Here is a 25,227-nt window from a genome sequence, read left to right as displayed (position 1 = left end):
ACCCTAGATTGCAACCCCCCTTCTGACACAGGAGCCCCACGATGAACCGACGTCCCTTCCTCCACGCCATGCTTGGCGCCGCCGCGACAACCCTCGCCCTGCTGTGCACGCCCGCGCAAGCGCAGGACGCGCTCAGCCAGGTCATGCAGACCAAGAAGATCAAGATCGCCGTGCCCACCGACTACCCGCCTTATGGGTTCGTGGGCCTGGACCTGCAACCCCAGGGCCTGGACATCGAAGTCGCCAAGCTCATCGCCAACAAGCTGGGCGTGAGCGTGGAACTGGTGCCCGTCACCAGCGCCAACCGCATCCCCTACCTGCAGACCGGGCAGGTGCAGCTCGTCATCTCCACCCTGGGCAAGAACCCTGATCGCATGAAAGTGATCGACTTCACGCATGCCTACTCGCCCTTCTTCCAGGCCGTCTACGCGCCCAAGAGCCTCGCGATCAAGAGCTTCGCCGACCTGGGCGGCAAGACCATCGCCGTTGCCAAGGGCGCGATGGAAGAGCAGGAACTGGTCAAGTCCGGCCCGGCCAGCATGGTGTTCAAACGTTACGAAGACCAAGCCGCCAGCACCGCCGCGTTCGTCGCTGGCCAGACCCAGGTCATCGCCACCAGCGTGTCCAACGCCGGGCTGATGATGCAGAAGAACCCTCAGCTCGGCGCCGAGTTCAAGCTGCTGATCAAGGACAGCCCCAACTTCATCGGCGTCGCCAAGGGGCAAGACGCATTGCGTGCCAAGGTCAATGACATCCTGCTGGCCGCGCGCAAGGACGGCACTCTCGACAAGCTGGCTCAGCAGTGGCTGGGCCGCCCGGCGGGCGATCTGCCGCTGTCCGAGTAAGGCCCCCAAGGTCAATCCCCCACGTTCACCGCACAGCACCGCACCATGGCCACCACCCTCGATTTCAGCCTGCTGCTGGCGCAGTGGCCCTTCCTGCTGCGAGGCGTGGCCTGGACACTGGGTCTGACCGCGATCGCCATGGCCCTGGGCCTGGTGGTCGGTGTCGCCTGTGCCTGGGCCCGGACGACAAGCGCCCGCGGCCTGCTGTGGCTGCGGGCCGTCACGGGCGCCTACGTGGAACTGATCCGCAACACGCCCTTCATCGTCCAGCTCTTCTTCATCTTCTTCGGTCTGCCTTCGGTGGGGCTGCGGCTCTCGCCCGAGGCGGCGTCCATCCTCGCGATGGTGCTCAACCTTGGCGCCTATTCCGCCGAGATCATCCGCGCCGGTGTGCAAGCCACGCCGCGCGGGCAGATCGAAGCCGCGCTGAGCCTGGCGCTGAACCGCTGGCAGGTCTACACCCGCGTGGTGCTGCCCCCCGCGCTCAAGCGCGTCTGGCCCGCCCTGGTCAGCCAAATCATCATCGTGATGCTGGGTTCCGCCGTGTGCGGTCAGATCTCCACCGAGGAGTTGAGCTACGCGGCCAACGTCATCTCGGCGGCGAGCTTTCGCACCTTCGAGTCCTACATCGTGGTCACGGCGGTCTACCTGCTGCTGGCCATCGCCTTGCGTCGTCTGCTCCACTGGGTCGGACCGCGCTTCATCTTTGGACGTTGATATGAAGCACCCCCCGAAGCGCCTGCGGCGCCTCCCCCCTGCAGGGGGGCGCACCCAGCGGCCCGGCGAAGCCGGTTCCGCGTGTGCCCTGGTCTCGGTCGTCGCGCGGCAAGGACAACGTCATGCCTGAATTCAGTCTCTGGGACATCCTGCGCAATCTGCTGCTGGCCGCGCGCTGGACGGTGGTGCTGTCGCTGATCGCCTTCATCGGCGGGGGTCTGGTGGGCGGGCTGTTGCTGGTGCTGCGCCTGACGCGTCTGCGAGGCGTGGACCGGGCCGTCGCCGTCTACGTGCAAGTCTTTCAAGGCACGCCCTTGCTGATGCAGCTGTTCCTCACCTATTTCGGCTTCGCGCTGCTGGGCCTGCAGACTTCGCCCTGGACGGCGGCGGGCCTGGCGCTCACGCTCTACACCAGCGCCTTCCTGACCGAGATCTGGCGCGGCTGCGTGGCCGCGATTCCCAAAGGGCAGTGGGAAGCCGCGCAGAGCCTGGCCATGAGCTTCACGGAACAGTTGCGCCATGTCATCTTGCCGCAGGCCCTGCGCATCGCGATCCCGCCCACGGTGGGCTTCCTGGTGCAGGTGGTCAAGGGCACGGCACTGGCTTCGGTGATCGGCTTCGTCGAGCTCACACGCGCGGGCAACATGATCTCGAACGTGACCTACCAGCCCTTCACCGTGTTCGCCTGCGTGGCCCTGCTGTACTTCGCCCTCTGCTGGCCGATCAGCCTCTACGCCCAAACCCTCGAAAGAAAGCTCCATGCAAGCCGCCGCTGAAACCCTGCACGCCGATCCCATCGTGAGGATTACCGCTCTGAGGAAGAGCTACGGCGACAACGAAGTGCTCAAAGGCATCGACCTCGATGTGCGCCGTGGCGAGGTCATCGCCATCATCGGCAAGAGCGGTTCGGGCAAGAGCACGCTGTTGCGCTGCATCAACGGGCTGGAGGAATTCCAGGAAGGCTCGCTCAGCGTCGACGGCAAGCAGCTGCTGCACGACAGTGCCATGGCCATGCGCGCACTGCGCCAGCGGGTGGGCATGATCTTCCAGAGCTTCAACCTCTTCCCGCACCTCACGGTGGGCCGCAACATCATGCTCGCGCCCACGCTCGTGAAAGAGAAGAACAAGACCGAAGCCGCGGAGCAGGCGCGCGCCCTGCTCGCGCGCGTGGGCCTGGCCGAGAAGTTCGACGCCATGCCCGACCAGCTCTCCGGCGGCCAGCAGCAGCGCGTGGCCATCGCCCGCGCGCTGGCCATGGAACCGGCCGTGCTGCTCTGCGACGAAATCACCTCCGCGCTGGACCCGGAACTGGTCGGCGAAGTGCTGCGCGTGGTCGAGTCACTGGCGCAGGAGGGCATGACGCTGCTCATGGTCACGCACGAGATGAACTTCGCGCGCAAGGTCAGTGACCGCGTGATCTTCATGCACCAGGGCCGCGTGCACGAATCCGGCCCGCCCGCGCAGATCTTTGGCCAGCCGCAAACGCCTGAACTCCAGCAGTTCCTGTCCTCACTGCACGGTTAGCCGTAGCGCAGTGCCGGGGCTGCGGCATTCGCATTCCCCGGGGACTCATTGCCGAAGGCGGTGCGAGTTCATTTCTGGCGTTTAAAACTCCCTCATTCTGAATCGCGAGCAAATTCTTCCAAGGTTGCACGAACACTGATCACAGGCAAAGTACCTTCTGAACGTACCAGCTCTTGCTTCAAACAGTCAGACCATTCTTGTACTGAAGAGAACTTGCAATCGATTCGTTTTGCCTTGCCTTGTGCCGCATCCAGCGTCCCCGAACTGGCGCTTGAATTGACCAAGGCATAGACAGCATTGACTTCAATGTTCAACAAGTTCTTCAACGCCTCTTCATCCTTACCGCCTTGCGTGATCGCCTTGATCTGTTCAAGCGTCTGACTGATATTGGTTTGAAGCGAAGCACTGAACTCGGAAGCACGGTTCTCCGCGTACAAGACGTACCGTGCGCGCAATTGATAGTAAGTCAGGTATCTGCGGTTTGATTTTCCGAAGATGTGCAGATCCAGATCCTTGGGGCGCTTGAAAAAATCCTCGCCCAACTGCAAGGATGTGATGCGAGGCGAACCCAGAATAAGGTACCCATTCACTCCCTGGCTAGCAGCGACAGCTGCCGATGCCATGCCAGCACCTTGGGCATTGGCCGCGCCTTGCGACCGCCCCGTCCAACGCGTGACGATGACGCCAGCTTTTTGCGTCACCTCTCTGATGGCAGTGAGACTGTCGCCCAAGCCATTGTCTTTCAGTTCTTTCTTGACGCTGTCGATCACCGGCTCCAGGTCCTTGGATATCTCGTCCGCAGGATACAAAAGGCGCAAAGGATTCAGAACTCGATTGAGTTTCTCCTCTTTTTCCGGGTCGCCGTCTTTCAAGGCGTTGACCGGCTTCAAGCTGGCCTGCGCCAGTTGCAGTACGGCAAGCTTGATTTTCAGACGGGCCACTTCGTCGGCCTGAGCTTGGGAGGCTAATAGCGCGTCCCGCAGTTTGGTCAAGTCGCCCAAGGATGCGTTCGACGAGTCACTGCAATGAGTGTTTGAGTCTTTTTGCTTTGAGTCTTTTTGCTTTGAGTCTTTTTGCTCTGAGTCTTTTTTCTCGGTTTTGCAGAACTCACGCTCCACGATGCTTGACGAACCAGGAATCAGCCGAGGAGACGTGATGTCCGGAAAGTCTTGCCTGATGGGCCAAAGCCGCCGCAATTGTTCTGACAGTGACCACTTGTCGAGGTCATAGCTGACCATGCCGACAACGTCTTCAGCACCCGTGCCGCTGATATTGATCGACCGCATCAAACGAGTGCCATACGCCCCGTATTCGGAATTGCTGACCGTTCCCAACTCAGTCAGTCCCACTTGCAAGGGCATGGGCGCACAACCGACCAAGAAAATCGCCATCGCAGCGAACAGAAACCGTGATGCTGATCTCGAAAAAGGGATGAATGCCATGATGAACCGCCCTGTGCTCTTGAGGAAGATTGCCCAATCTAGTGGCGAACCATTGCTCCCTCCATCACATGAACAGGGGATGGACATCAGAGGCTTCTGACAGCGTCTCAGTCTCACCAGGACGTCAAGCGCGGTTTCAAAGGCTTTCCGCCCACCTCAGGAAACATGCGACAATACGGCCCGTTGCGCTCTTCAGTTGGCCGCGACACCAGCAATCCGCTGGGGGCTGTCACCACACAGGCTGACCCGCCCGCTCTTGTGAACCCATGTCTGCCTTTGACTGACCGGCGACCGGAATGTTTTTCCGGCCACCGTACAGGCCGATATCCCTGCGCCCCGGACCGGGCGCGATCATCCCAATGAACTTTGAAGAACTGAAACTGGCCCCGGCCATCCTGAAGGCTGTCCGTGAGCAAGGCTATGAAACGCCCACCGCGATCCAGGAACAGGCCATCCCCCTGATCCTGCAGGGCAACGACCTGCTGGGCGGCGCGCAAACCGGCACCGGCAAGACCGCGGCCTTCACCCTGCCCCTGCTGCACAACCTGACCATGCGTCGCAGCGCGCAGAACAAGTGGGGCGGCAACGGCATCCGCGCCCTGGTGCTCACGCCCACGCGCGAACTGGCCGCTCAGGTCGAGGAGTCCGTGCGCAACTACGGCAAGTACCTGCAGCTCGAATCCACCGTGATCTTCGGCGGCGTGGGCATGAACCCGCAGATCGCCCGCGTCAAGAAAGGCGTGGACATCCTGGTCGCCACGCCGGGCCGCTTGCTGGACCTGCAGCAGCAAGGCTTCATGGACCTGTCCCAGGTGCAGATGCTGGTGCTGGACGAGGCCGACCGCATGCTGGACATGGGCTTCATCCATGACGTGAAGAAAGTGCTGGCCCTACTGCCCAAAGATAAGCAGAGCCTGTTGTTCAGCGCAACCTTCAGCGATGAAATCCGCGCCCTGGCCGAAGGCCTGCTCAAGAACCCGCAGAGCGTGCAGGTCACGCCGCGCAACACCACGGTGCAGCGCATCACGCAGAGCGTGCACACCGTGGGCCGCAGCAAGAAGAAGGCCCTGCTCGCGCACATCATCAATGCGCAGGATTGGAGCCAGGTGCTGGTGTTCACGCGCACCAAGTTCGGCGCCAACCACGTGGCCGAATACCTGAACAAGAACGGCGTCACCGCCATGGCCCTGCACGGCAACAAGAGCCAGGGCGCGCGCACCCAGGCGCTGGCCGGCTTCAAGAGCGGTGAGATCCGCGCCCTGGTGGCCACCGACATCGCGGCACGCGGCATCGACATCGACGAGCTGCCGCACGTCGTGAACTACGAAATCCCCAACATCCCCGAAGACTACGTGCACCGCATCGGCCGCACGGGCCGTGCGGGTCGCGAAGGCCAGGCCGTCAACCTCGTCTGCCTGGACGAGCAAGGCTTCATGGCCGAGATCGAGCGCTTCACCAAGCAGCAGATCGCCGTGGTGGAAACGCCCGCCGAATTCGCCCCCGACGCCGACGAACGCGCCGAACCCATCGCCATGGGCCGCCAGACCCTGTGGGGCGGTCTGGGCAAGCCGCCGAGCCGTGAGGTGATGGCGGCTGCCGCCAAGGCCGCGCGCCAGGAGATGGTCCAACGCATCCGCGAGAACAAGGCCGGCCAAGGTGAGCGCGGCGCGAGCGGCAACGGCGGTGGGGGTGGCAACCGTGGCAATGGCCCGGGCCGTACTCAGAATCGCCAGGACCGTCCTGAAGGCCAAGGCCAACGCCAGGGCAAACCGCAAGGCGGTGGCCAGGGCGGCAACCGCAACAACGAACAACGCCGCGCCAACGGCGGCGGCGGTGGCCGCGGCCAAGGTGGCGGCAATGGCGGCGGTTACGGTGGTGGTGGTGGCGGCGGTGGCCAGCCCGACCCGCTGCGCACCCGCACCGACGCGCTGAGCCAGGGCAATCGCCGTCGTGGTGGCGGCGGTGGTGGTAACCGAGGTGGCCAAGGTGGCGGCAAGGGCCAGGGCGGCGGCGGCGTGGACCCGCTGCGCACGAACTTCGGTCGCATCAGCCACTGACATCGACACACAAAAAACGGCCCGGAATTCCCCGGGCCGTTTTTTTTATCCCTCCAACGCATGGCGGTCCGCACCGTGGCGCGTTCCAACTGGCCCTGGCCGGTCTGCGACGCCCGCGTGCGGATGGCGGGCCTCGTGATCGGCGCTGTCAGAACGACAAACGACCGCCCCAGGCGCAGTCAAGGACTCACAGGTCGGTGCGCAGTTTCCAGATCTCGGGGAACAGCACCACATCCAGCATCTTGCGCAGGTAGCTCACGCCGCCGGTGCCCCCCGTGCCCCGCTTGAACCCAATCACGCGTTCCACCGTGGTCACGTGGCGGAAACGCCAAAGTCGGAAGGCGTCTTCCAAGTCGGTGAGCTCCTCGCCCAACTGGTAAAGATCCCAATGCGTTTCCGGGGCGCGGTACACGGTGAGCCAGGCCTGCGTCACGTCGTCACTCTCCACGTAGGGCTGAGTCCAATCCCGCTCGACATGGCTGGCCGGCACGGGCAGGCCCCGGCGCGCCAGCAGGCGCAGCGCCTCGTCATACAGTGAGGGCGCCTCGAACGCCGCTTGCACCTGCGCCAGCAGATCGGCGCGGTGCTCGTGGGGTCGCAACATGGCGCGGTTCTTGTTGCCCAGCGCGAACTCGATGCAGCGGTACTGGTAGCTCTGAAAACCGCTGGAATTGCCCAAGGAGGCCCGCATCGCGCTGTACTCGGGCGGCGTCATGGTGGCGAGCACGTCCCAGGCATGCACCAGCTGTTCCATGATCTTGGAGACGCGCGCCAGCATCTTGAAAGCCATCGGCAGTTCATCCCGCGCGACGTGGCCGATGGCGGCGTGCAGCTCGTGCAGCATGAGCTTCATCCACAACTCGCTGGTCTGGTGCTGCACGATGAAGAGCATCTCGTCGTGCGCCACCGACAGCGGCTGCTGCGCGGTGAGGATGGCGTCGAGCCGCAGGTAGTCGCCATAGCTCATGCTGCGGCTGAAGTCGAGTTGCGCGTGCTCCTCGTGCACGATGGACTCGGGCGTGCCCGCGGCGCGCGCAGCCTCGGAGGCGGGTCCGACGCTGTTGGCCGAGGGGGTCTGCTTATGGGGGCACATGCTCAGGTCACCGCGTGGATTTGATTGAACTCAGGGCGTTGCCACTCCCCCGTGTCGAGCACCTGGCGCAGGTGCTCCACCGCGTTCCAGACATCCTCGTAGCCGATGTAGAGCGGCGTGAAGCCGAAGCGCAGGATGTCCTTGTGCAGCCTTGGCCCGCCATCCCCTTTGCCCGCATGAGAAGCCGCACCGGACCCGGCGCGGTAGTCCCCGATCACGCCGCGCGCGATCAACGCCTGCACGATGGCGTAGGCGCCGCTGCCCTGCCCCCGCACGCCCAGGCCTTCCTCGCGCGTCAGGCACACCTGCGAACCGCGCCGGGCGTGGTCGCGCGGCGTGGCCAGGCCCAGACCGTGGCCCGCGCAGCGTTCCTCCACCAGGCGGATGAAGAGGTCCGTCAGCGCCAGCGACTTGTCGCGCAGCGCGGCCATGCCGCCCAGCGCCTCGGCGGCGGTGAACACGTCGAGGCCGCACTGCAAGGCCGACAAGCTGATGATGGGCTGCGTGCCGCAGAGGTACCGTTGGATGCCCGGCGCGGGCTGGTAATCGGGCGTGAACTGGAAGGGCGCGGCATGGCCCCACCAGCCGGACAGCGGTTGCCAGAAGCGGTCGGCGTGGCGCGGGTGCACCCAGACGAAAGCCGGCGCGCCAGGGCCGCCATTGAGGTACTTGTAGCCACAGCCGATGGAGAAATCGGCCCCCGCGCCGTTCAGATCCACCGGCACGGCGCCCGCGCTGTGCGCCAGGTCCCACACGGTGAGCGCGCCCGCCGCGTGAGCCGCGGCCGTGAGCGCGGCCATGTCGTGCATGGCCCCGGTGCGGTAGTTCACATGCGTGAGCATCAGCACCGCCACGTCCTGCGTCAGGGCCACGTTGATCTCCTCGGGCTCCACCAACACCAACTCCAAGCCGCGTTCCTTGCACAGACCCTCGGCGATGTAGAGGTCGGTCGGGAAGTTACTGCGCTCACTCACCACACGACGGCGTACCGGGCTGTCCTCGCGCGCGATGTTGAGCGCGGCGCTCAGCACCTTGTAGAGGTTGACCGAGGTGCTGTCGGTGCACACCACCTCGTCCCGGCCCGCGCCAATGAGCGGAGCAAGCTGGTTGCCCAGGCGCTGCGGCAGGTCAAACCAGCTCGCGGTGTTCCACGAGCGGATGAGGTCTTGCCCCCATTCGCGCACGACCACGTCGGCCACGCGGGCGGCGGTGGCCTTGGGCAGCACGCCCAGGGAGTTGCCGTCCAGATAGATCACGCCAGGCGGCAGGTTGAAATGCCCGCGCAGCGGGGCCAAGGGGTCTTGCGCGTCGAGCGCGCGGCAATCTTGTTGGGTGGTCATGAGGGAAGTCGCAGGAAAAGTTAACGCTTGCAGATCATGGAGCAGGTGCAAGGGCGTGGGGCCACTCAAGCCAGCGCGCGCAGCACGGCGCGCACGGGCGAGGCATCGGCCGTGGTGAGCTTCAGCGGCAGGGCAATCAGCTCGTAATCGCCTTCGGGCACGTCATCAAGCACCAGGTTTTCGAGCACGCGCAAACCGCGCTGGCGGATGACTTGGTGGCTGTCCAGCGTCTTGCTGTCGGCGGGGTCGATGCTGGCGGTGTCGATGCCGATCAGCAGCACGCCCAGATCGGCCAGGCGCGTGATGGTGGACGGTGCGTAGGCGGCCAGCGCCCCGTCCCAGCGGTCCACCGGCATGCGCTCGTAGGTGCGTACCAACACACGAGGCGGCAAGCGGGCATCGATCGCGTGGGCCACGTGGTCCCACTCGATCAAGGGTCCGCGCCCGATCGCGTGGATGACACGGCAAGGACCGAGGAAGGGCTCCAGCGACAAATCACCAATGGGGGCACCGGCCGCGTCATAGTGCAGCGGCGCGTCGGCGTGCGCGCCCACGTGCGGTGACAGGGTGATGGCGCTCACGTTCACCGGGCATCCGGGACCGAGGGTGGCGCTCCATTGCTGGCGGTACGCGGTGTCACCCGGAAAGACAGGGCTGCCCGCGTGCACGGGCGGAGAAATGTCCCAGAGCCGGGATATGGCAGGTGAGGGTTGGGCACGTGTGGGTTGGGCAGGCATGGGAGAAAGTTTGCATGTCCCGGAAAACTCATGGTGTCGGTTATTTCCAACAGGCAGCAGATTTTTTTGACTCGAGCCCCAGGGGCCGCGCGCCTCTCCCTCGCCCCGCGAACCCGGCCTTCACGGACTTGTCATCGTCCCTGCGTAGCCTGCCTGACTTTCTGCTTCACGGAGTCCTTCCATGCCATCGCGCCGCGTTCGTCCGCACTCGCTGCTCACCCCACTGTCGCTCAGCCCCCTGCTGCTCGCCTTGGCCTTGCTGAGCGGCACCTCTGCCGCTCAAGCCCAACAGGCCGCCCCCGCTGTGACCGCGACACTCGCCGGCCATGCCGCGCTGCCGGCCGACACCACCACCCCAGCCCCGCGTGACGCGGGGGCCTTCTTCGCGACCTCGGGCAAGTTCGCCAACGGCGCACGCGTGCGCAACGAGAAGCTGGGCAGCGAGCCCTCCTACACCACGGCGGGCGGCTCCAAGCCGCGCGCCACCGGCGGCGCCTTGCCCGTCAAAGGCCAGGCCGTGCAAGGCTTCTCCGGCATCGTCGCCCTGGACCGCGACCACTACCTGGTGCTGACCGACAACGGTTTCGGCAGCAAGATCAACTCGCAGGACGCGCTGCTGATGGTGCACACCGCGCAGGTGGACTGGAAGAGCGGCAAGGTCACGCTGCGCAAGACCACCTTCCTGCACGACCCGGACCGCAAGGTGCCCTTCGCCATCCAGAACGAGGCGACTGAAAAGCGTTACCTCACGGGCGCGGATTTCGACGTCGAGTCCATCCAGAAGATTGGCAACACCTTGTGGATCGGCGATGAGTTCGGCCCCTACCTCCTGCAAACCGACCTGAACGGCAAGGTACTGGGCGTGACCGAGACCGTGGTGGACGGCAAGAATTTCCGCTCGCCCGACCATTACCTGAACAGCCGCTTGCCCAACCTGCCCGCCGACGCCATGCCGCAATGGGAAGTGCGGCGCTCGGGCGGCTTCGAGCCCATGGCCCAGTCGCCCGATGGCAAGACGCTGTACCCCGCCTTCGAGTGGCCGCTGTACGACGCGCAGACCAAGACGTTCGAGAAGAGCAACGACCGCATCTACACCCACATCCTCGAATTCGACGTGGCCGCCCGACGCTACACCGGCAAGCAATGGAAATACGCCTTCGAGGAAAGCGGCAACGTGATGGCCGACTTCCAGCTGCTGAACGCCACCACCGGCCTGGTGATCGAGCGTGACGATGCGTCCGAGGGCATGGCGCCCGCCTGCGCCGGCGAAGAGCGGCCGGACTGCTTCGCGCGCCCCGCGAAGTTCAAGCGTGTCTACAAGATCGACCTGTCCAGCACCGATGCCAACGGCTTCGTGCGCAAGGTGGCCTACATCGACCTGCTCAAGATCGCCAACCCCCAGCGTCTCGCCAAGCGCGGCCCCAACGAAGAGGTGTTCAGCCTGCCGCACCTGGGCCCCGAAGGGCTGGCCATCGTCGACGCGCATCACATCATCGTGGTCAACGACAACAACTACCCGGGCTCCTCGGGCCGCCAGCTCGGCAAGCCGGACGACGACGAACTGACCCTGCTCGACATCCAGGCCTTGGTCGACGCGAAGTGATCCAGTGCGAGCGGGCCCTAGTTCCCGCCCTTGACGTGGGCATCGTCGAAGAAGTAATCGGTGATGGTCTTGGGCTCGTTCTTGATCGCGCCCACGCGGTACAGGAACTGGCCGAGGCCCAGGGTGTTCTGCGGCGTGGTCTTGAACTGCACCTCGGGGTTGCGGACGATCTTGAGCAGCAGGGCCCGGTCGACCTTGTTGGTCTTGAGGTAGATGTCCGCCGCCTGCTCGGGGTTGCGGGCGATGAACTGAGCGGCTTCATCCAAGGCGTTCACGAAGGCGCGGTAGGTCTTGGGGCTCTCCGCGCGGAACTTCTCGGTGGCGTACAGCAGAGTGGCCGAGGCCGGACCGCCGAGCACGTCATAGCTGTTGAGCACGATGCGGGCCTTCGGGTTGCCCGCCAGCTCCTGTTCCTGGAACGGCGGATTGCCGAAATGCGCGGTGATCTCGGTGCCGCCCGAGATGATGGCCGCCGCGGCCTCCGGATGGGGCAGCGCCACCTGCAGCTTGTCCAGGCGGTTGAACTCCTTGTCGCCCCAGAGCTTGGCCGACGCGAATTGCAGCACGCGCGATTGCACCGAGACACCCACCGACGGCAGCGCGATGCGGTCCTTGTCCGTGAAGTCAGCGATGGTCTTGACTGCCGGGTTGTTGCTCACGAGGTAGTAGGGAAAGTTGCCGAGCGAGGCCACGCCCTTGACGTTCTGCTTGCCGCGCGTGCGGTCCCAGATGGTGAAGAGCGGGCCGACGCCTGCCCCCGCGATGTCGATGCTGCCCGCGAGCAAGGCGTCATTCACGGCGCTGCCGCCCGACAGTTGGACGAATTCGACTTTGATGTCCACGCCCTGCTGCTTGCCGTGCTTTTCGATCAGTTGCTGGTCCTGCGCAACGTTGAGCAGCAGATAAACGACACCGAACTGCTGCGCGATGCGCAGGCGCCCCTCCTCGGCCCGGGCCGTGCCCGTCAGCAGCGCGAGGGCCGTCACCGCCAGTGTCAAGAAACGAAACGTCATGGAGTCCTCCAATTCATGGCTTCAACGCGAGAAGCGGAGGATTTTGGAATGCAACTTCTCATGAACCAACGAATAAATCGTCCTGAGCTCATGACGAAACTGGCGCTGCCCGCCACCTGCGCGGCCGACGTGGTGTGCGGGTCACGCACCGCGAGCAGGTGATGCACGGGCATGCGCGGCTCGAACACGGAGCCGGAACGCGTGCGGGCCCTACTCAACCGGCACGAAAAGGCCTTGCTTCAGGGTATCGATGACGACGTGCGTGGTCATGCGGACCACCTGGGGAATGTCCGCCATCAGACGGGCCGACAAGGCGTCGTAGGCCTTCACGTCACGCGCCACGACCACCATCATGATGTCGAAACTGCCCGTGACGTAATAGACCTGCTGAACCGCCGGCTCACCCAAGGCCCACTGTCGAATGCGTGGAAGGGCCTCGTAGTTGTCCTTGATCTCCAAACCCGAGAGAAAGCACATGGCCTTGCCCACCGCTTGCGGATTGATCACCGCGACCTCGGCGCTGATGGTCTTGTCCTGGCGCATGCGCCGCAAGCGGCGTTGGACGGCAGACGCCGACAGCCCCACGGCGTCGGCAATCAGCTCGGCATTGAGTTGGCAATCCTTCTGGACCAGGTCCAGGATCTTGCGGTCAAAAACATCCAGTTCGCTGTCCATGCGAGGATTCTAGGCAGCGCCTCAACACGCCGCACCAGCGCGCCGCCTCAACGCACCATCGCCGCCGTCGCGCTCGGATCACATCTGAAACGCCGTCAGGCCGCATGCAGGAGCGCCTTTTTGCCGCCACGCAGCGATCCCGGCACGGATACTTGTCCAGCTTTGGGCGCTCACAACCCGCACTTTGTCCGTCGCTGCGGACCCCCGCACCGCGGGGAGGGCCATGACGAGCGACGATGAATGCGGTGCCGTCCAAGGCCATCAAAACCTGAACGTCCAGCCTCGCGGGCCGGGTGTTGTCGTCGAGTTTTTGACATCTCTTTTTGACGTCTTTTTTTGGAGATCACACAGTGAGTCGTACTTTATTGGGTTGCTTGGTGGCCAGCGTGATGTCGGTCAGTGGTTTCGCACACGCACAGGACGTGGTCCGCATCGGCACCCTGTCGGACTACGCGCCGTTCGAATACCGCGATGCCAAGGGTGAGCTCAAGGGCATGGAAATCGAGCTGGCCAAGATCATGTGCAAGCACATCCAGGCCAAGTGCGAATTCGTGACGATCGACTTCGACGCCCTGATCCCCGCCCTGAAGGCGAAAAAGATCGACGCGGTGGTGGCCCAGATGTCGATCACCGACGAACGCAAGAAGGAGGTGGATTTCACCGACCTGTTCACGCTGGCACCGGTTCAGTACGTGGCCAAGACGGGCTCGGGCATCTCCGACGATCCCGCCACGCTCAAGGGCAAGACGGTGGGCGTGTACAGCGGTTCGACCCACGAGACCTACCTCAAGAAGCGCCTGCCCAAGAGCACGTCGGGCATCGCCACCAAGTCCTACCCCTCGCAAGACCCGATCTGGCTTGACCTCGAGGCCGGGCGGATTCAGGCGGCGCTCAGCGACACCACGGTGGCCCATGAATGGCTGGAAAAAACGGGCAAGGCCAAGGGCTTCGCGCTGGCGGGCAAGCCGCTGAACGACCTGGCCATCTTCGGTGAAGGCACCGGCATCGCGGTGCGCAAGGGTGACCCGCTGCGCACGCGCCTGAACGGCGCGATCAAGCAGGTGCTGAGCGATGGCAGCTTCGCCGCCGAGAACAAGAAGGTGTTCCCCTTCAGCATCGCGCCGACCGCCAAGTAAGCGGGCCGGTGACGAGACCAGGCCATCCGTTTCGATGGCCTGGTTTTTCTTTTGTTCGAGTGGGAACGCATGGATCATTTGGGGCTGTATGCCAATCAGCTGCTGCAGGGGGCATGGATCACCGTGCAGCTGGCGGTCTGTTCGCTGGCGCTGGGCATGGTGCTGGGCCTGCTGCTGGCGGCCGGCAGTCTGAGCCAGCGGCCGCTGCTGCGCCGGGGTGTGATGCTGTGGACCGCGGTGCTGCGCGGTATCCCAGAATTTCTGATCGTGCTGGTTTGCTACTTCGGGCTGTCCAACGTGATCAACACCCACTTCGATGGCGCCATCGACCTCAGTCCGTTCGCGGCCGGCGTGTTCGCGCTGGCCCTCGTGTTCTCCGCCTATGCCGCCGAGGTGTTCCGCGGCAGTTTCGCGGCCATCCCCAAGGGGCAGATCGAAGCAGCGCAATCTCTGGGCCTGCGGCCCGCGCAGACCTTCTTCGCGGTGCGCCTGCCGCAGGCCTGGCGCATCGCCCTGCCCAGCCTGGGCAACCTGTGGCAGTCGCTGCTGAAAGACACCTCGCTGGTGTCCGTGGTCGGGCTGGAAGACCTGCTCAAGAAAGCCAACATGGCCGGGCAGGCCACCCACCAGCCCTTTGTCTTCCTCCTGGCCGCCGCCGCGGTGTACTTCGTCTTTCTTCACGCGTCCCAACCCGTTCAGCGCTGGCTGGAGCAGCGGGCGGGCGCGGGCTTCGGACCCGCAGCCGCATGAACCTCGAACCGCTGGAATCCTGGCTGGGCTTGCCTGCCGACAGCGCCCTGGAGGTCTGGGAAGGTCTGGTCATCACCGTGCAACTGCTCGCGGGGTCGGTGGTGCTGGCCTTGTCGCTGGCGGTTCCCCTGGCGCTGGCGGCCACCTCCCGCAGCCCGTGGCTGGCCCGACTGTCGCGCGGCTACGGCGCCGCATTCCGTGGCACCCCGCTGCTGGTGCAGCTCTTCCTTCTGTATTACGGTGTCAGTCAGTTTGAAGCGGTGCGCAGCTCAGCCCTGTGGTGGTTGCTGGAAGACGCGTTCTATTGCGGCCTGCTGGCGCTGAGCCTGAACCTGGCCGCCTACATGGCCGAAGACCTGCGCGCTGGCATCCTGGCGGTGCCCATCGGCCAGAAAGAGGCCGCCCTGGCCCTGGGCATGAGCGTGCACCAGGTCAACCGCTGGATCGTGCTGCCGACTGCATGGCGCATCGCCACGCCCGCCCTGGGCAACGAGGTGATCGCCCAGCTCAAGGCCACCGCCCTGGTCAGCACCATCACCGTGCTGGACCTCACCGGCGTGGCCCGTCGCCTGTCCACGGCCGCCTACACCACCGATGCACTGGTCATGGCCGGTGTGGTGTACGGCGCCCTCACCCTGCTGATCGTGCTGGCGGTGCGGCTCATCGAAAGAAGATTCGGGCCTGCCGGCCGAAGCTAGACCGCCCGCTCACGGGTCACCCCTGAACGCCAACAACGACATGAACACACCCACCCACCCCTTGCAGCAAGCCCTGGACGAACAAGGTCTCTTCGTTCTCGACGGCGCCCTGGCCACCGAACTGGAGCGGCGCGGCGCCGACCTCAAAGACCCGCTGTGGTCGGCCAAGCTGTTGATCGAGCAGCCCGACCTGATCCGGCAAGTGCACCTGGACTATTTTGTCGCGGGCGCCGACGTGTCCACCACGGCCAGCTACCAGGCCACCTTTGAAGCGTTCGCGCGGCGCGGCCTCGGCCATGACGAAGCGGCGGACTTGATGCGCCGTTCGGTCCAGCTGGCCTGCGAAGCCCGCGACGCCTTCTGGTCGGACCCGAAGCACCGCGCAGGCCGGCGCAAACCCCTGGTGGCCGCTTCGGTGGGGCCTTACGGAGCGATGCTGGCCGACGGCTCGGAGTACCGCGGCTACCCCGGTGTGTCCCGCGCAGCCCTGGCCGCCTTCCACCGCCCCCGGTTGCAGGTGCTGGCCCACTCGGGCGCCGACCTGCTGGCCTGCGAAACCCTGCCCTGCCTCGCCGAAGCGCTGGCCATCACGGATCTGCTGCCCGAGTTCCCGGGGGTGCAGGCCTGGATCAGCTTCTCGTGCCGCGATGGCGAGCACAACAGCCAAGGCGAACCGCTGGCGGATTGCGTGGCCGCGCTGGACCCCGTGCCCCAGGTGGCGGCGGTGGGGGTGAACTGCACGGCGCCCGAGTTCGTGCCCTCGCTGGTCGAACGCGCGCGGGCGCGCACAAGCAAGCCCATCGTGGTCTACCCCAACTCCGGCGAACACTACGACGCGGTGGGCAAGGTGTGGCAAGGCGAAGGCCAGGCCCATGACTTTGCCGCCCAGGCCATGCGCTGGCACAACCGCGGAGCCCGACTCATCGGCGGCTGCTGCCGCACCGGGCCGGACGACATCCGCGCCTTGCGGCAAGCGGCGCTGGCCTGCGGCGCGATCGGCCCTCGCTGACCGCGCAACGTGCTGGCGCGGTTCAGGCCGCGTTCCAGCGCCCGTGGGTCCACGCTTTGCAAGAAAGCGCCCAGGTGCATCTGTCGTTGTGCCATGTCGGAACCCCGGGGTGACCCATCAGAGCCAGGACGGCGCAGCCTGCTGGATGTCCAGCTTCTTCGGAATCAGCTTGAGATTCAGAAAGGTGTCGGCAATGACCTGTTGCTCGGCCAGGATGGCCTGGGTGATCGGGCCGGTCCCATAAACCGAGCGCGCGACGGCGCGGTCGACGACGGGCTTGGGCAGTCCCCACAGCTGCGAGAACTCCGCGGCCAGCGCGTCGCGGTGGGCCGTGCCCCACTGATCCACGCGGTTGATTTCCTCGATCAGCACCTTGATGACATCCGGGTTCTTGGTGGTGAAGTCGTGCGAGGAGAAATAGTAGGCGCGGTTGTTCACCACCCCCTGGGCATCGGCCAGGATACGACCGTTCGACGCCACCTCGGCGGCGGCGAGGAAGGGGTCCCAGATCACCCAGGCGTCGACGGCGCCTTTGTCGAAGGCGGCGCGCGCGTCCGAGGGCGGCAGGAACACCGACTGCACGTCCTCGTATTTCAGGCCGTGCTTCTCGAGCAACTTCACCAGGAAGTAATGCACGTTCGAGCCCTTGTTGTAGGCCACTTTCTTGCCCTTGAGGTCGGCGACGGTCTGGATGGCCGAAGCCCTTGGCACCAGCACCGCCTCGGAGGCGAGGCGCGGCAAGGTAGCGGCGACATAGGTCAGGGGCGCGCCCGCGGACTGCGCGAAGATGGGCGGCGCCTCGCCCACGTCGCCAAAGTCGATGGAGCCCACGTTCAGCGCCTCCAGCTGCACCGGCCCGGCCGTGAACTCCGTCCAGGTGACTTCGACGCCTAGCGGCGCCAGGCGCTGCTCCAGCGTGCGTCGCCCCTTGAGCAAGGACAGCAGACCCTTCTGGTTGCCAATGCGCAGCACGCGTTTCGGCTGGGCGCTCAGGCTGACTGGGGCGCCGGCCAGGGCCAAGCCCAGGCCGGCACCCACGCCCGACAAAACGGTACGACGCGAAAGATGTTGGTTCGAGACCATGTGCGAGCACTCCTGTGATGATGGTCAGGAATTCTGCGGAGCAACACGGCGCAAGTGAACGACCGAATTCTCACTTGCTCATGCGCAAAACATCTCAGGTCTTCATCGGCCTCGCGCCTGCGTGGGCCGGGCCGCCGCCAGGCGGCGGATCACGGCGATGAAGCGGTCCACTTCCTCGCAGGTGTTGTAGAAGGCCAGCGAGGGTCGCACCGTGGTCTCCAGCCCGAAGCGCCGCAGGATGGGCTGCGCGCAATGGTGACCCGTGCGCACGGCGATGCCTTCGGCGTTGAGCGCCTTGCCCACTTCCTCGGTGCTGTAGCCCTCGAGCACGAAGGACAGCACACTGGCCTTGTCCCTGGCCGTGCCCACCAGCCGAACCCCGGGGATGGGGCGCAGATGTTGGGTGGCGTATTCCAGCAGGGCATGTTCGTAACGGCCGATGTTCTCGATGCCGATGCGCTCCACGTACTCAAGCGCGGCGCCCAGGCCCACGGCGTCGGCGATGTTGCCGGTGCCCGCCTCGAACTTCGCCGGCGGCGGCTGGAAGACCGTGCGCTCGAAGGTCACGTCGGCGATCATGTTGCCGCCGCCTTGCCAAGGCGGCGTGTCCTCCAGGATCGCGCGCTTGCCGTAGACCACGCCGATGCCCGTGGGGCCGAAGATCTTGTGCCCGGAGAAGACGAGGAAGTCCGCGTCGAGCGCCTGCACGTCCACCTTCATGTGGCTGACGGACTGCGCGCCGTCGACCAGGGCTTTCGCGCCCGCGCGGTGGGCAAGCTCCACGATCTCCTTGATCGGCGTCACCGTCCCCAGCGCATTGCTGACCTGCGTGACGGCGACGATCTTCGTCTTGTCGCTGAGCAGCTTCTGGTACTCGCCCAGCAGCACCTGCCCGTCTTCGTCCACTGGAATGACGCGCAGCCTCGCGCCCTTCTCGCTGGCCAATTGCTGCCAAGGCACGATGTTGGCGTGGTGCTCTAGGTGGCTGACGATGATTTCGTCACCCGGACCGATGTGCTTCGCCCCCCAGCTCTTCGCCACGAGGTTGATGGCCTCGGTCGTGCCGCGCACAAAGATGATTTCCTCGGTCGAACTGGCGTTCAGGAAACGGCGAACAGTTTCGCGCGCGTCTTCGTAGGCATCCGTCGCGCGGGCCGCCAGCGCATGCGCGGCCCGGTGGATGTTGGAGTTCTCGTGCGCGTAGAAGTACGCCAGCCGATCAATCACGGCCTGGGGCTTCTGCGTCGTGGCCGCGTTGTCGAACCAGACGATCTGCTTGCCGTTCACCCGCTCTTGCAGGATGGGAAAGTCGCGCCGCACGGCGTGCACGTCAAAGGGCGGATGCGCCACCGCGTTGCGCTGCGCAAGGGAAGCCTCGCTGTCGGTTTGCGGTCCGGCGGCGGAATGCGGTGCATTGCGCGCCGAGGCTGCGTCCGGGAAAGCATGGTCGAGAAAATAGAAACCCGGTGCAGGGGCGTTGGCGCCGCCTGGAACGCCATCGCGGCGCCCCGGGTCGGCCAGCAGCGCGCGCAGGGCCTCGTCCCCCGGCAAGCCCCAGCTGCGGGCACTCACACGGTCGTCCGCGGTCCCCGAGGGCACCGCAGGCGCCGGTGCGCGGTCTTGCGACTCACCCAGGAAGTAATAACCAGAGGCAATGCCATGCACGGGCGAACCACCACCCGCTTGACTGGGCGCGACGTGAGGAATGTCAGCGCTGTAGGCAGCGGGGGCCTGGGGAACGCTCAGCACGCCCGAGCCGAGGCGCCCGTCATAGCCGGGCGCCGCCTGCACGGCGTGGTCGGGCACGCCATGACCCGCCTGTGCATGCGGGACCAGCGCGGGCGCCGAGGCCAAACCGCTGGCGAGGGCCTGGGGCGACTGCGGCGCCACGTTCAGGCCTGGCGGCGGACCCGGCTCGGCGGTGGCCGTGGGCGTCGAAGGGCCGGAGGTGAGCACCGAAGGCAGCGACAGCCCCGCGGGCTGCGGCGTACCGGCCACGGGCACCCCCCCCGTGGGGGGCGTGGGCGCTGCGCTGCCCGCGGCCGTGGGCAAGGCCGCGAACAACTCACCCGCCCACTGCGTCAAGGTGTGCGTGAAGGCAGCGGGGTCGGGCAAGCCTGGCGGCAAACTCGCGCCGGACAGGCTGGGAGCAGGCGTGCGGGTCGCGTTCATCTGCGCGCCGCCTTATCGCTTGTAGGTGTCGGGGTACTCGTGGTACTTGCCGACTTCCACGTCCTCCAGCACCGCCAGGGCGTCGTCGGTCTGCACGACCAGCGAGCAGTACAGCGAGATCAGGTACGAGGCGATCGCGTTGCGGTTGATGCCCATGAAGCGCACCGACAGGCCCGGGCTTTGCTCGCCCGCCAAGCCGGGCTGGTACAGCCCCACCACGCCCTGGCGCTTCTCGCCCACCCGCAGCAGCAGGATCTTGGTCTTGCCATCGGCGACGGGCACCTTGTCGCTCGGGATCAGCGGAATGCCGCGCCAGGTCAGGAACTGCGAACCGAACAGGCTCACGGTCGGCGGCGGCACGCCACGGCGCGTGCATTCGCGGCCAAAGGCGGCGATCGCGAGCGGATGCGTCAGGAAGAAGGCGGGCTCCTTCCAGACCTTGGTCAGCAGCTCGTCCAGATCGTCCGGCGTCGGCGCGCCCGTCAGCGGGTAGACGATCTGCTGCGGCGCAACGCTGGCCAGCAGCCCGTAGTCGGGGTTGTTGATGAGTTCGCTTTCCTGCTTTTCCTTGATGATCTCGATCGTCAGGCGCAGCTGTTCCTTGATCTGGTCATGCGGGCTGCTGTAGAGGTCGGACACGCGGGTGTGCACATCCAGCACCGTGGTCACCGCGTTGAGGAAATACTCGCGCGCCGGCGCGTCGTAGTCGACGAAGGTGCTGGGCAGCTCGGACTCATCGCGCTTGGCGCAGGAGACGCGCACCTCGTCGGCGTTCTTCACCTTGTTCAGGCGGTAGATGCCCGCTTCCACCGGCGTCCATTGCAGCAGGTGGGTCAGCCAACGTGGGCTGACGGTTTCCAGCGTGGGCGCGGTCTTGGTCGCGTTGGCCAGCTGGCGTGCGCCTTGGTCGCCCAGCGCCAGTTGGGATGTCGTGTTACTTGCCATCAGGAAAACTCCGTTGAGTGGGTGAAAAAGTCCGTGTGTGATTCGTTCAATGGGGCAGCGGCGTCGGCTGCCTGGAGCCCGCGCTCACCTCCTCGCGCTGCGCGTCGCGCACGCGGGCCTGGGTCACGCTGGCGCCTGGCGGCACGTCGTGCGTGATCCACACATTGCCGCCGATGACGGCCCCCCGGCCAAGGGTCACGCGGCCCAACACGGTCGCGCCCGCGTAGATGGCCACGTCGTCCTCGACGATGGGATGGCGTGGCTGCCCCTTGATGGGAGCACCCTGGGCGTCGGTGGGAAAACTCTTGGCGCCCAGGGTCACCGCCTGGTAGACCTTGACGTTGCGTCCGATGACCGCGGTCTCGCCGATCACGACGCCGGTGCCGTGATCGATGAAGAAGCTCTCGCCGATGCGGGCGCCGGGGTGGATGTCGATGCCTGTTTCGCTGTGCGCCTGCTCGGCCACGATGCGTGCCAGCAGCGGCACGCCCAAGCGGTAGAACTGGTGCGCCAGGCGGTGGTGGATCATGGCCAGGATGCCGGGGTAGCACAGCAGCACCTCGTCCACGCTGCGTGCCGCGGGGTCGCCCGCATGCGCGGCCAGCACGTCGGTGTCCAACAGGCGGCGGATTTCTGGCAGCGCGCGCGCGAACTGGCGCACGATGTCCAGCGCCTGTTCGTCCAGCTGCTCGGTCTTCACCTCGGCCTGCAAGCGCGCGGCGAAGCGCAGCTCGAGACGCACCTGCGCCAGCAAGGCATGCAAGAGGCTGTCGAGCGTGTGGCCGACGTAGTAATCCTCGCTCTCCTGCCGCAGGTCGGCGGGGCCCAGACGCATCGGGAACAGCACGCCGCGCAGACCGGAAACAATGCGGTTGAGCTCCTCGCGCGACGGCAGCTCCCGCCCACCGGGTTCGGTGGAACGGCGCTGCGCCTCGCGCCAGCGCTGGCGCGCGGAGGCCAACTCCTGGACGATGTGCCGTGTATCGAAAAGCGCGCTCATGGTGGTTCGCCTCGATGCTGGCTCAGTCCTGAACCCAGGGCAGGCCGTGAAAGCGCCAGCCATCCGCCGCGCCGCGATGCCCCAGCGGGTCGAGCTCGCCTTCGAAGCCCTCCAGGATATTGAAAGCGTGCGGGAAACCGGCCTGCGTCGCGGCCTCGGCGGCCAGCACGGAACGCTTGCCACTGCGGCACAGCAACAGCACCTTGGCCTCCTTGCCCACCTTCGCTTCCAGCTCGCGCACGAAGCGCGGGTTGCGCGTCATGCTGGTGCCGGTGGCCCAGGCCACATGGTCGGTGCCCGGGGGGTGACCGACGAACTTGCGCTCTTCCGCCGTTCGCACGTCCACGATGCGCGCCAGGCCCGCTTGGTGCAAGGCCCAAGCCTCCTGGGGGCTGACGCCCCCGGCATAGCCCAAGCCCGCGGCCCGGGCCTCGGACTGCGCGGCGTCCAGCAGTTCATCCAGCTTGCTCGCTTCAGCTACCGTCATGTTGTTTCCTGGTGGTGAGGGATGGCCGTCACTCTATGAGTTCAAGGCTGCGGCACCAACGACTGTTTAGTTGGTTTCTTATTCGGCGCCGCTATTTGCAAGGGTCAGCGCTGCATGCCCCAGCGGCGCACCGTCAAACGCTCGAGCGTCTGAAAGCCCAAACCTTCCACCAGCAGGCCGATCAGGATCACCATGGCCAAGCCCGCGAACACCTTGTCGGTGTAGAGCTCGTTGCGGTTCTGGAAGATGTACCAGCCCAGGCCGCCCTTGCCCGAGGACGCGCCGAACACCAGCTCCGCGGCGATGAGCGTGCGCCAGGCGAAGGCCCAGCCGATCTTCAAGCCCGACAAGATGGCGGGCAGGGCCGCGGGCAGCAGGATGTGCAGCACGTAGCGCAGACCGAACCATTGCTGGTGCAGCCCGTAGTTGCGCCCCGCCATGCGCAAGGTGTCAGGCACGCCTTGAAACCCGGCGTAGGTGTTGAGCGCCAACGGCCAGAGCACGGAGTGCACCAACACAAAGACCAGACTGCCCTGCCCCAGGCCGAACCACAACAAGGCCAGCGGCAAGAGCGCGATGGCGGGCAGCGGGTTGAACATCGAGGTCAGCGTGCTCAGCAGGTCGCGCCCGATGCGCGTGGACACGGCCAAGGTGGTCAGGGCCAGCGCGGCCAGCACACCGATGGCGTAACCCTGCAACAACACCGCCAGCGAAATGCGCAGCTTCACCAGCAGCTCGCCACTGGCCAGTCCCTCGACCAGCGCGCGCGCGGTCTGCAAGAAGGTGGGCAGCAGCAGCTCGTTGTCTTGCCAGCGCGCGATGGTCTCCCACAGCGCCGCCAGCAGGGCAAGAATCAGCCCCTTGCGCAACCAATCCTCTTCCCACAGGCGGCGCGGCCAGGACAGCACGCGCTCAACCGTGACCGAGGTCAAGGGCTCCAGCGCGCGCTCGTATTCGGGACGCACGGGAGGCGAGGACGGAGCGGGGAGCGTGCTCATGCGTACCTCCGCGCCGGGGCACCGGCGGACGCGGGCTCCGCCGCGGATTGCTGCGGAGCCTCGAACAGCAGGCCATGAATGCGCTGCGCCGCGGCCTGGAATTCCGGGCTGCCCGCGCTGTGCAGGTCGAACTGATGGCTGTTGATCTCGGCGCGCACCCGGCCCGGGTGCGGCGACAGCAGGCCGATGCGGCTGCCCACGACCAGCGCCTCCTCGATCGAGTGCGTCACGAACAGCAAGGTGAAGCGCCCCCCGTCGGCTTCATCTCCCTCCCACAGCGCCAGCAGTTCCTCCTGCATCTTGCGGCGCGTCAGTGCATCCAGCGCCGCGAACGGTTCGTCCATCAGCAGCACGCGAGGCTGCATGGCCAGCGCGCGGGCGATCGCCACGCGCTGCTTCATGCCGCCGGAGAGCTGGTGCGGGTAGGCGTCGGCGAAGGCCGACAGGCCCACCTTGTCCAGAAAATGGTCGGCCCGCTCGGCAGCTTCCTTGCGGCCCAGCTTGCGCGTCGCGCGCAAAGGGAACATCACGTTCTGCCGCACGGTCTTCCAGGGCGGCAGCTGGTCAAACTCCTGAAAGACGACGATGCGGTCGGGACCCGGCCCTTGCACGACCTCGCCATCCAGGCGTATCTCGCCCTCCACCGGCGCGATGAAACCCGCCACGGCCTTGAGCAGCGTGGACTTGCCGCAGCCCGAGGCGCCCAGCAGCACGAAACGGTCCGCCGCATGCACGTCGAAACTCACGCGGTGGGTGGCGCGCACCACGCGGCCAGGCGTGCGGTACTCGAGGCTCACGCCATCGACCGCGAGCAGGGGAGAAGGGTGCAAAGGTGTCACGCCAGTCATGTCCACAACCTTGGTTCGAGCGCGGGCTCAGCTGCCCGGGTGGGCCCAGGCTTCCTCGAAGAAATAGTCCTTCCAGGAAGCCGCCTTGTTCTTCAGCACGTCGATGGCGTGCAGCTTGTCGGCATAGATGTAAGTGTTTTGCGGGTTGACGGTGAAGTCGTTCTCCGGGTCCTCGATGATTTTCTTCACCAGGGCCGGGTCCAGCTTGGACTTCTGCACGCGGATGAAAACATCCGCTGCTTTACCCGTCCCAGCGGCCTTGTCCTTGCGGACGAACTCAGCCGCCTCGCGCAGCGCGGCGTAGAAGGCTTTGTAGGTCTTGGGGTTCTCGTCGTGGAACTTCTGCGTGCTGTAGAGCACGTTGAAGGTGGCCGGCCCGCCCAAGATGTCGTAGCTGGACAGCACCTTGCGCACCTTGGGGTTGCCCGCCAGCGCTTGGTAATAGAAAGGCGCGCTGGAGAAGTGCGAATTGATTTCCGTGCCGCCCGCGATCAGCGCGGCCGTCGCGTCCGGGTGGGGCAAGCTGACCGAGATGGCGTCGTACTTCTTGGCGTTCTCCTTGCCGAAGAGCTTGGCCGTTTCAATCTGCAAGGTGCGCGACTGAAAGCCGGTGCCCGCCGCGGGCACGGCGATGCGGTCCTTGTCGCTGAAGTCCTTCAGGGACTTGATGTTCGGGTTGGTCGTGATCAGGTAATTGGGCAAGGCACCCAGCGCGGCCACGGCCTTGACGTTCTGTTTGCCCTTGGTGCGGTCCCACAGCGTGAGCATGGGCGGCACGCCAGCCGACACCACGTCCAGCGAACCCGCCAGCAGGGCCTCGTTCATGGCGGTGGCGCCCGAAATCTGCGCCCACTCGACCTCGATGTCCAAGCCCTGGGCCTTGCCGTGCTTCTCGATCAGCTTCTGGTCCTGCACCACGTCCAGAATCAGGTAGGCGATGCCGAACTGCTGGGCGACGCGGATCTTGCCCTCGGCCTGCGCGGCCGTCGCGCCGAGCAGCAGGCCCAGGCCAGCCAGGAGGGAAATGGGGGTGCGAAAAAACTGCTTCATGGTCT

The 25,227-nt window shown here is 65.7% G+C and carries 24 protein-coding genes; 10 read left to right on the top strand and 14 right to left on the bottom strand.

What is annotated here, in order from left to right; translation table 11 throughout:
* The first annotated feature begins 68 nt into the window (after positions 1-68).
* The 4 genes from HGR_RS07650 (at position 69) to HGR_RS07635 (ending at position 3,086) form a co-directional block, all read left to right on the top strand.
* Positions 69-845: a transporter substrate-binding domain-containing protein gene (locus HGR_RS07650; protein ID WP_237701390.1), complete on the top strand. Its 777-nt coding sequence runs from the start codon at positions 69-71 to the stop codon at positions 843-845.
* A 45-nt stretch (positions 846-890) separates the two neighbouring features.
* A complete protein-coding gene (locus HGR_RS07645) occupies positions 891-1,562 on the top strand; it encodes an amino acid ABC transporter permease (protein WP_006297608.1) in 672 nt (223 codons plus the stop codon).
* 122 nt (positions 1,563-1,684) lie between these two features.
* A complete protein-coding gene (locus tag HGR_RS07640) occupies positions 1,685-2,338 on the top strand; it encodes an amino acid ABC transporter permease (RefSeq protein WP_006297607.1) in 654 nt (217 codons plus the stop codon).
* Entirely contained in the window at positions 2,322-3,086 is a 765-nt protein-coding gene (locus HGR_RS07635) for an amino acid ABC transporter ATP-binding protein (RefSeq protein ID WP_006297606.1), read from the top strand. Before HGR_RS07640 ends, HGR_RS07635 begins: the two co-directional genes overlap by 17 nt.
* Positions 3,087-3,178: 92 nt before the next feature.
* On the opposite strand, the gene HGR_RS07630 is transcribed toward HGR_RS07635, so the two are convergent.
* Positions 3,179-4,528, bottom strand: a complete 1,350-nt coding sequence (locus tag HGR_RS07630) for a hypothetical protein (RefSeq protein WP_138922442.1) — start codon at positions 4,526-4,528, stop codon at positions 3,179-3,181.
* A gap of 359 nt (positions 4,529-4,887) precedes the next feature.
* Between HGR_RS07630 and HGR_RS07625 the strand changes: the two genes are divergently transcribed.
* A complete protein-coding gene (locus HGR_RS07625; RefSeq protein ID WP_006297602.1) occupies positions 4,888-6,585 on the top strand; it encodes a DEAD/DEAH box helicase in 1,698 nt (565 codons plus the stop codon).
* A 187-nt stretch (positions 6,586-6,772) separates the two neighbouring features.
* Here the strand turns inward: HGR_RS07625 and kynA are convergent, their stop codons facing one another.
* The 3 genes from kynA to kynB form a co-directional block, all read right to left on the bottom strand.
* Positions 6,773-7,678: a tryptophan 2,3-dioxygenase gene (gene kynA, locus HGR_RS07620; RefSeq protein ID WP_006297601.1), complete on the bottom strand. Its 906-nt coding sequence runs from the start codon at positions 7,676-7,678 to the stop codon at positions 6,773-6,775.
* A gap of 2 nt (positions 7,679-7,680) precedes the next feature.
* Complete coding sequence (gene kynU / locus HGR_RS07615) at positions 7,681-9,018, bottom strand: kynureninase (protein ID WP_006297600.1); 1,338 nt, start codon at positions 9,016-9,018, stop codon at positions 7,681-7,683.
* A gap of 65 nt (positions 9,019-9,083) precedes the next feature.
* The gene (gene kynB / locus HGR_RS07610; protein ID WP_050797415.1) at positions 9,084-9,755 is read right to left on the bottom strand and encodes an arylformamidase; all 672 of its coding nucleotides are present in this window, start codon (positions 9,753-9,755) and stop codon (positions 9,084-9,086) included.
* Between the two features lie 181 nt (positions 9,756-9,936).
* On the opposite strand from kynB, the gene HGR_RS07605 reads away from it, so the two are divergent.
* Positions 9,937-11,358: an esterase-like activity of phytase family protein gene (locus HGR_RS07605; protein ID WP_006297598.1), complete on the top strand. Its 1,422-nt coding sequence runs from the start codon at positions 9,937-9,939 to the stop codon at positions 11,356-11,358.
* Between the two features lie 17 nt (positions 11,359-11,375).
* On the opposite strand, the gene HGR_RS07600 is transcribed toward HGR_RS07605, so the two are convergent.
* The gene (locus tag HGR_RS07600; RefSeq protein ID WP_006297597.1) at positions 11,376-12,371 is read right to left on the bottom strand and encodes an ABC transporter substrate-binding protein; all 996 of its coding nucleotides are present in this window, start codon (positions 12,369-12,371) and stop codon (positions 11,376-11,378) included.
* Between the two features lie 210 nt (positions 12,372-12,581).
* Complete coding sequence (locus HGR_RS07595; RefSeq protein WP_006297596.1) at positions 12,582-13,046, bottom strand: Lrp/AsnC family transcriptional regulator; 465 nt, start codon at positions 13,044-13,046, stop codon at positions 12,582-12,584.
* 350 nt (positions 13,047-13,396) lie between these two features.
* Here HGR_RS07595 and HGR_RS07590 point away from each other — a divergent pair, with 350 nt between their 5' ends.
* The 4 genes from HGR_RS07590 (at position 13,397) to mmuM (ending at position 16,639) form a co-directional block, all read left to right on the top strand.
* Entirely contained in the window at positions 13,397-14,182 is a 786-nt protein-coding gene (locus HGR_RS07590; protein WP_039852790.1) for a transporter substrate-binding domain-containing protein, read from the top strand.
* A gap of 69 nt (positions 14,183-14,251) precedes the next feature.
* Positions 14,252-14,932 carry an ABC transporter permease gene (locus HGR_RS07585; RefSeq protein WP_006297594.1) on the top strand — a complete coding sequence of 227 codons (681 nt, stop codon included), beginning with the start codon at positions 14,252-14,254 and terminating at the stop codon, positions 14,930-14,932.
* The gene (locus tag HGR_RS07580) at positions 14,929-15,630 is read left to right on the top strand and encodes an ABC transporter permease (RefSeq protein ID WP_006297593.1); all 702 of its coding nucleotides are present in this window, start codon (positions 14,929-14,931) and stop codon (positions 15,628-15,630) included. The genes HGR_RS07585 and HGR_RS07580 overlap by 4 nt, the downstream gene beginning before the upstream one ends.
* A gap of 40 nt (positions 15,631-15,670) precedes the next feature.
* A complete protein-coding gene (gene mmuM, locus HGR_RS07575; RefSeq protein WP_006297592.1) occupies positions 15,671-16,639 on the top strand; it encodes a homocysteine S-methyltransferase in 969 nt (322 codons plus the stop codon).
* A gap of 117 nt (positions 16,640-16,756) precedes the next feature.
* Here the strand turns inward: mmuM and HGR_RS07570 are convergent, their stop codons facing one another.
* The 8 genes from HGR_RS07570 to HGR_RS07535 form a co-directional block, all read right to left on the bottom strand.
* Entirely contained in the window at positions 16,757-17,722 is a 966-nt protein-coding gene (locus HGR_RS07570; RefSeq protein WP_006297591.1) for a sulfonate ABC transporter substrate-binding protein, read from the bottom strand.
* A gap of 102 nt (positions 17,723-17,824) precedes the next feature.
* On the bottom strand, positions 17,825-19,894 hold the full coding sequence (locus HGR_RS07565; protein ID WP_006297590.1) for a family 2A encapsulin nanocompartment cargo protein cysteine desulfurase: 2,070 nt from the start codon (positions 19,892-19,894) through the stop codon (positions 17,825-17,827).
* Positions 19,895-19,906: 12 nt separating this feature from the next.
* Positions 19,907-20,839 (bottom strand): family 2A encapsulin nanocompartment shell protein, encoded by a 933-nt coding sequence (locus HGR_RS07560; protein WP_006297589.1) that lies wholly within the window; start codon positions 20,837-20,839, stop codon positions 19,907-19,909.
* Between the two features lie 46 nt (positions 20,840-20,885).
* Complete coding sequence (gene epsC / locus HGR_RS07555) at positions 20,886-21,839, bottom strand: serine O-acetyltransferase EpsC (RefSeq protein ID WP_006297588.1); 954 nt, start codon at positions 21,837-21,839, stop codon at positions 20,886-20,888.
* Between the two features lie 22 nt (positions 21,840-21,861).
* Positions 21,862-22,326, bottom strand: a complete 465-nt coding sequence (locus HGR_RS07550) for a rhodanese-like domain-containing protein (RefSeq protein WP_006297587.1) — start codon at positions 22,324-22,326, stop codon at positions 21,862-21,864.
* 104 nt (positions 22,327-22,430) lie between these two features.
* Positions 22,431-23,324 (bottom strand): ABC transporter permease, encoded by an 894-nt coding sequence (locus tag HGR_RS07545; RefSeq protein ID WP_006297586.1) that lies wholly within the window; start codon positions 23,322-23,324, stop codon positions 22,431-22,433.
* Complete coding sequence (locus tag HGR_RS07540) at positions 23,321-24,172, bottom strand: ABC transporter ATP-binding protein (RefSeq protein ID WP_006297585.1); 852 nt, start codon at positions 24,170-24,172, stop codon at positions 23,321-23,323. Before HGR_RS07540 ends, HGR_RS07545 begins: the two co-directional genes overlap by 4 nt.
* A 27-nt stretch (positions 24,173-24,199) precedes the next feature.
* Complete coding sequence (locus tag HGR_RS07535) at positions 24,200-25,222, bottom strand: ABC transporter substrate-binding protein (RefSeq protein ID WP_006297584.1); 1,023 nt, start codon at positions 25,220-25,222, stop codon at positions 24,200-24,202.
* Positions 25,223-25,227: the final 5 nt, after the last annotated feature.

Origin of the sequence: Hylemonella gracilis ATCC 19624 (genome assembly GCF_000211835.1) — a bacterium.
Taxonomy (GTDB): Bacteria; Pseudomonadota; Gammaproteobacteria; order Burkholderiales; family Burkholderiaceae_C; genus Hylemonella; species Hylemonella gracilis.
The sequence above is the reverse complement of the archived record's forward strand: the minus strand, read 5'-3'. Positions and strand labels throughout refer to the sequence as shown.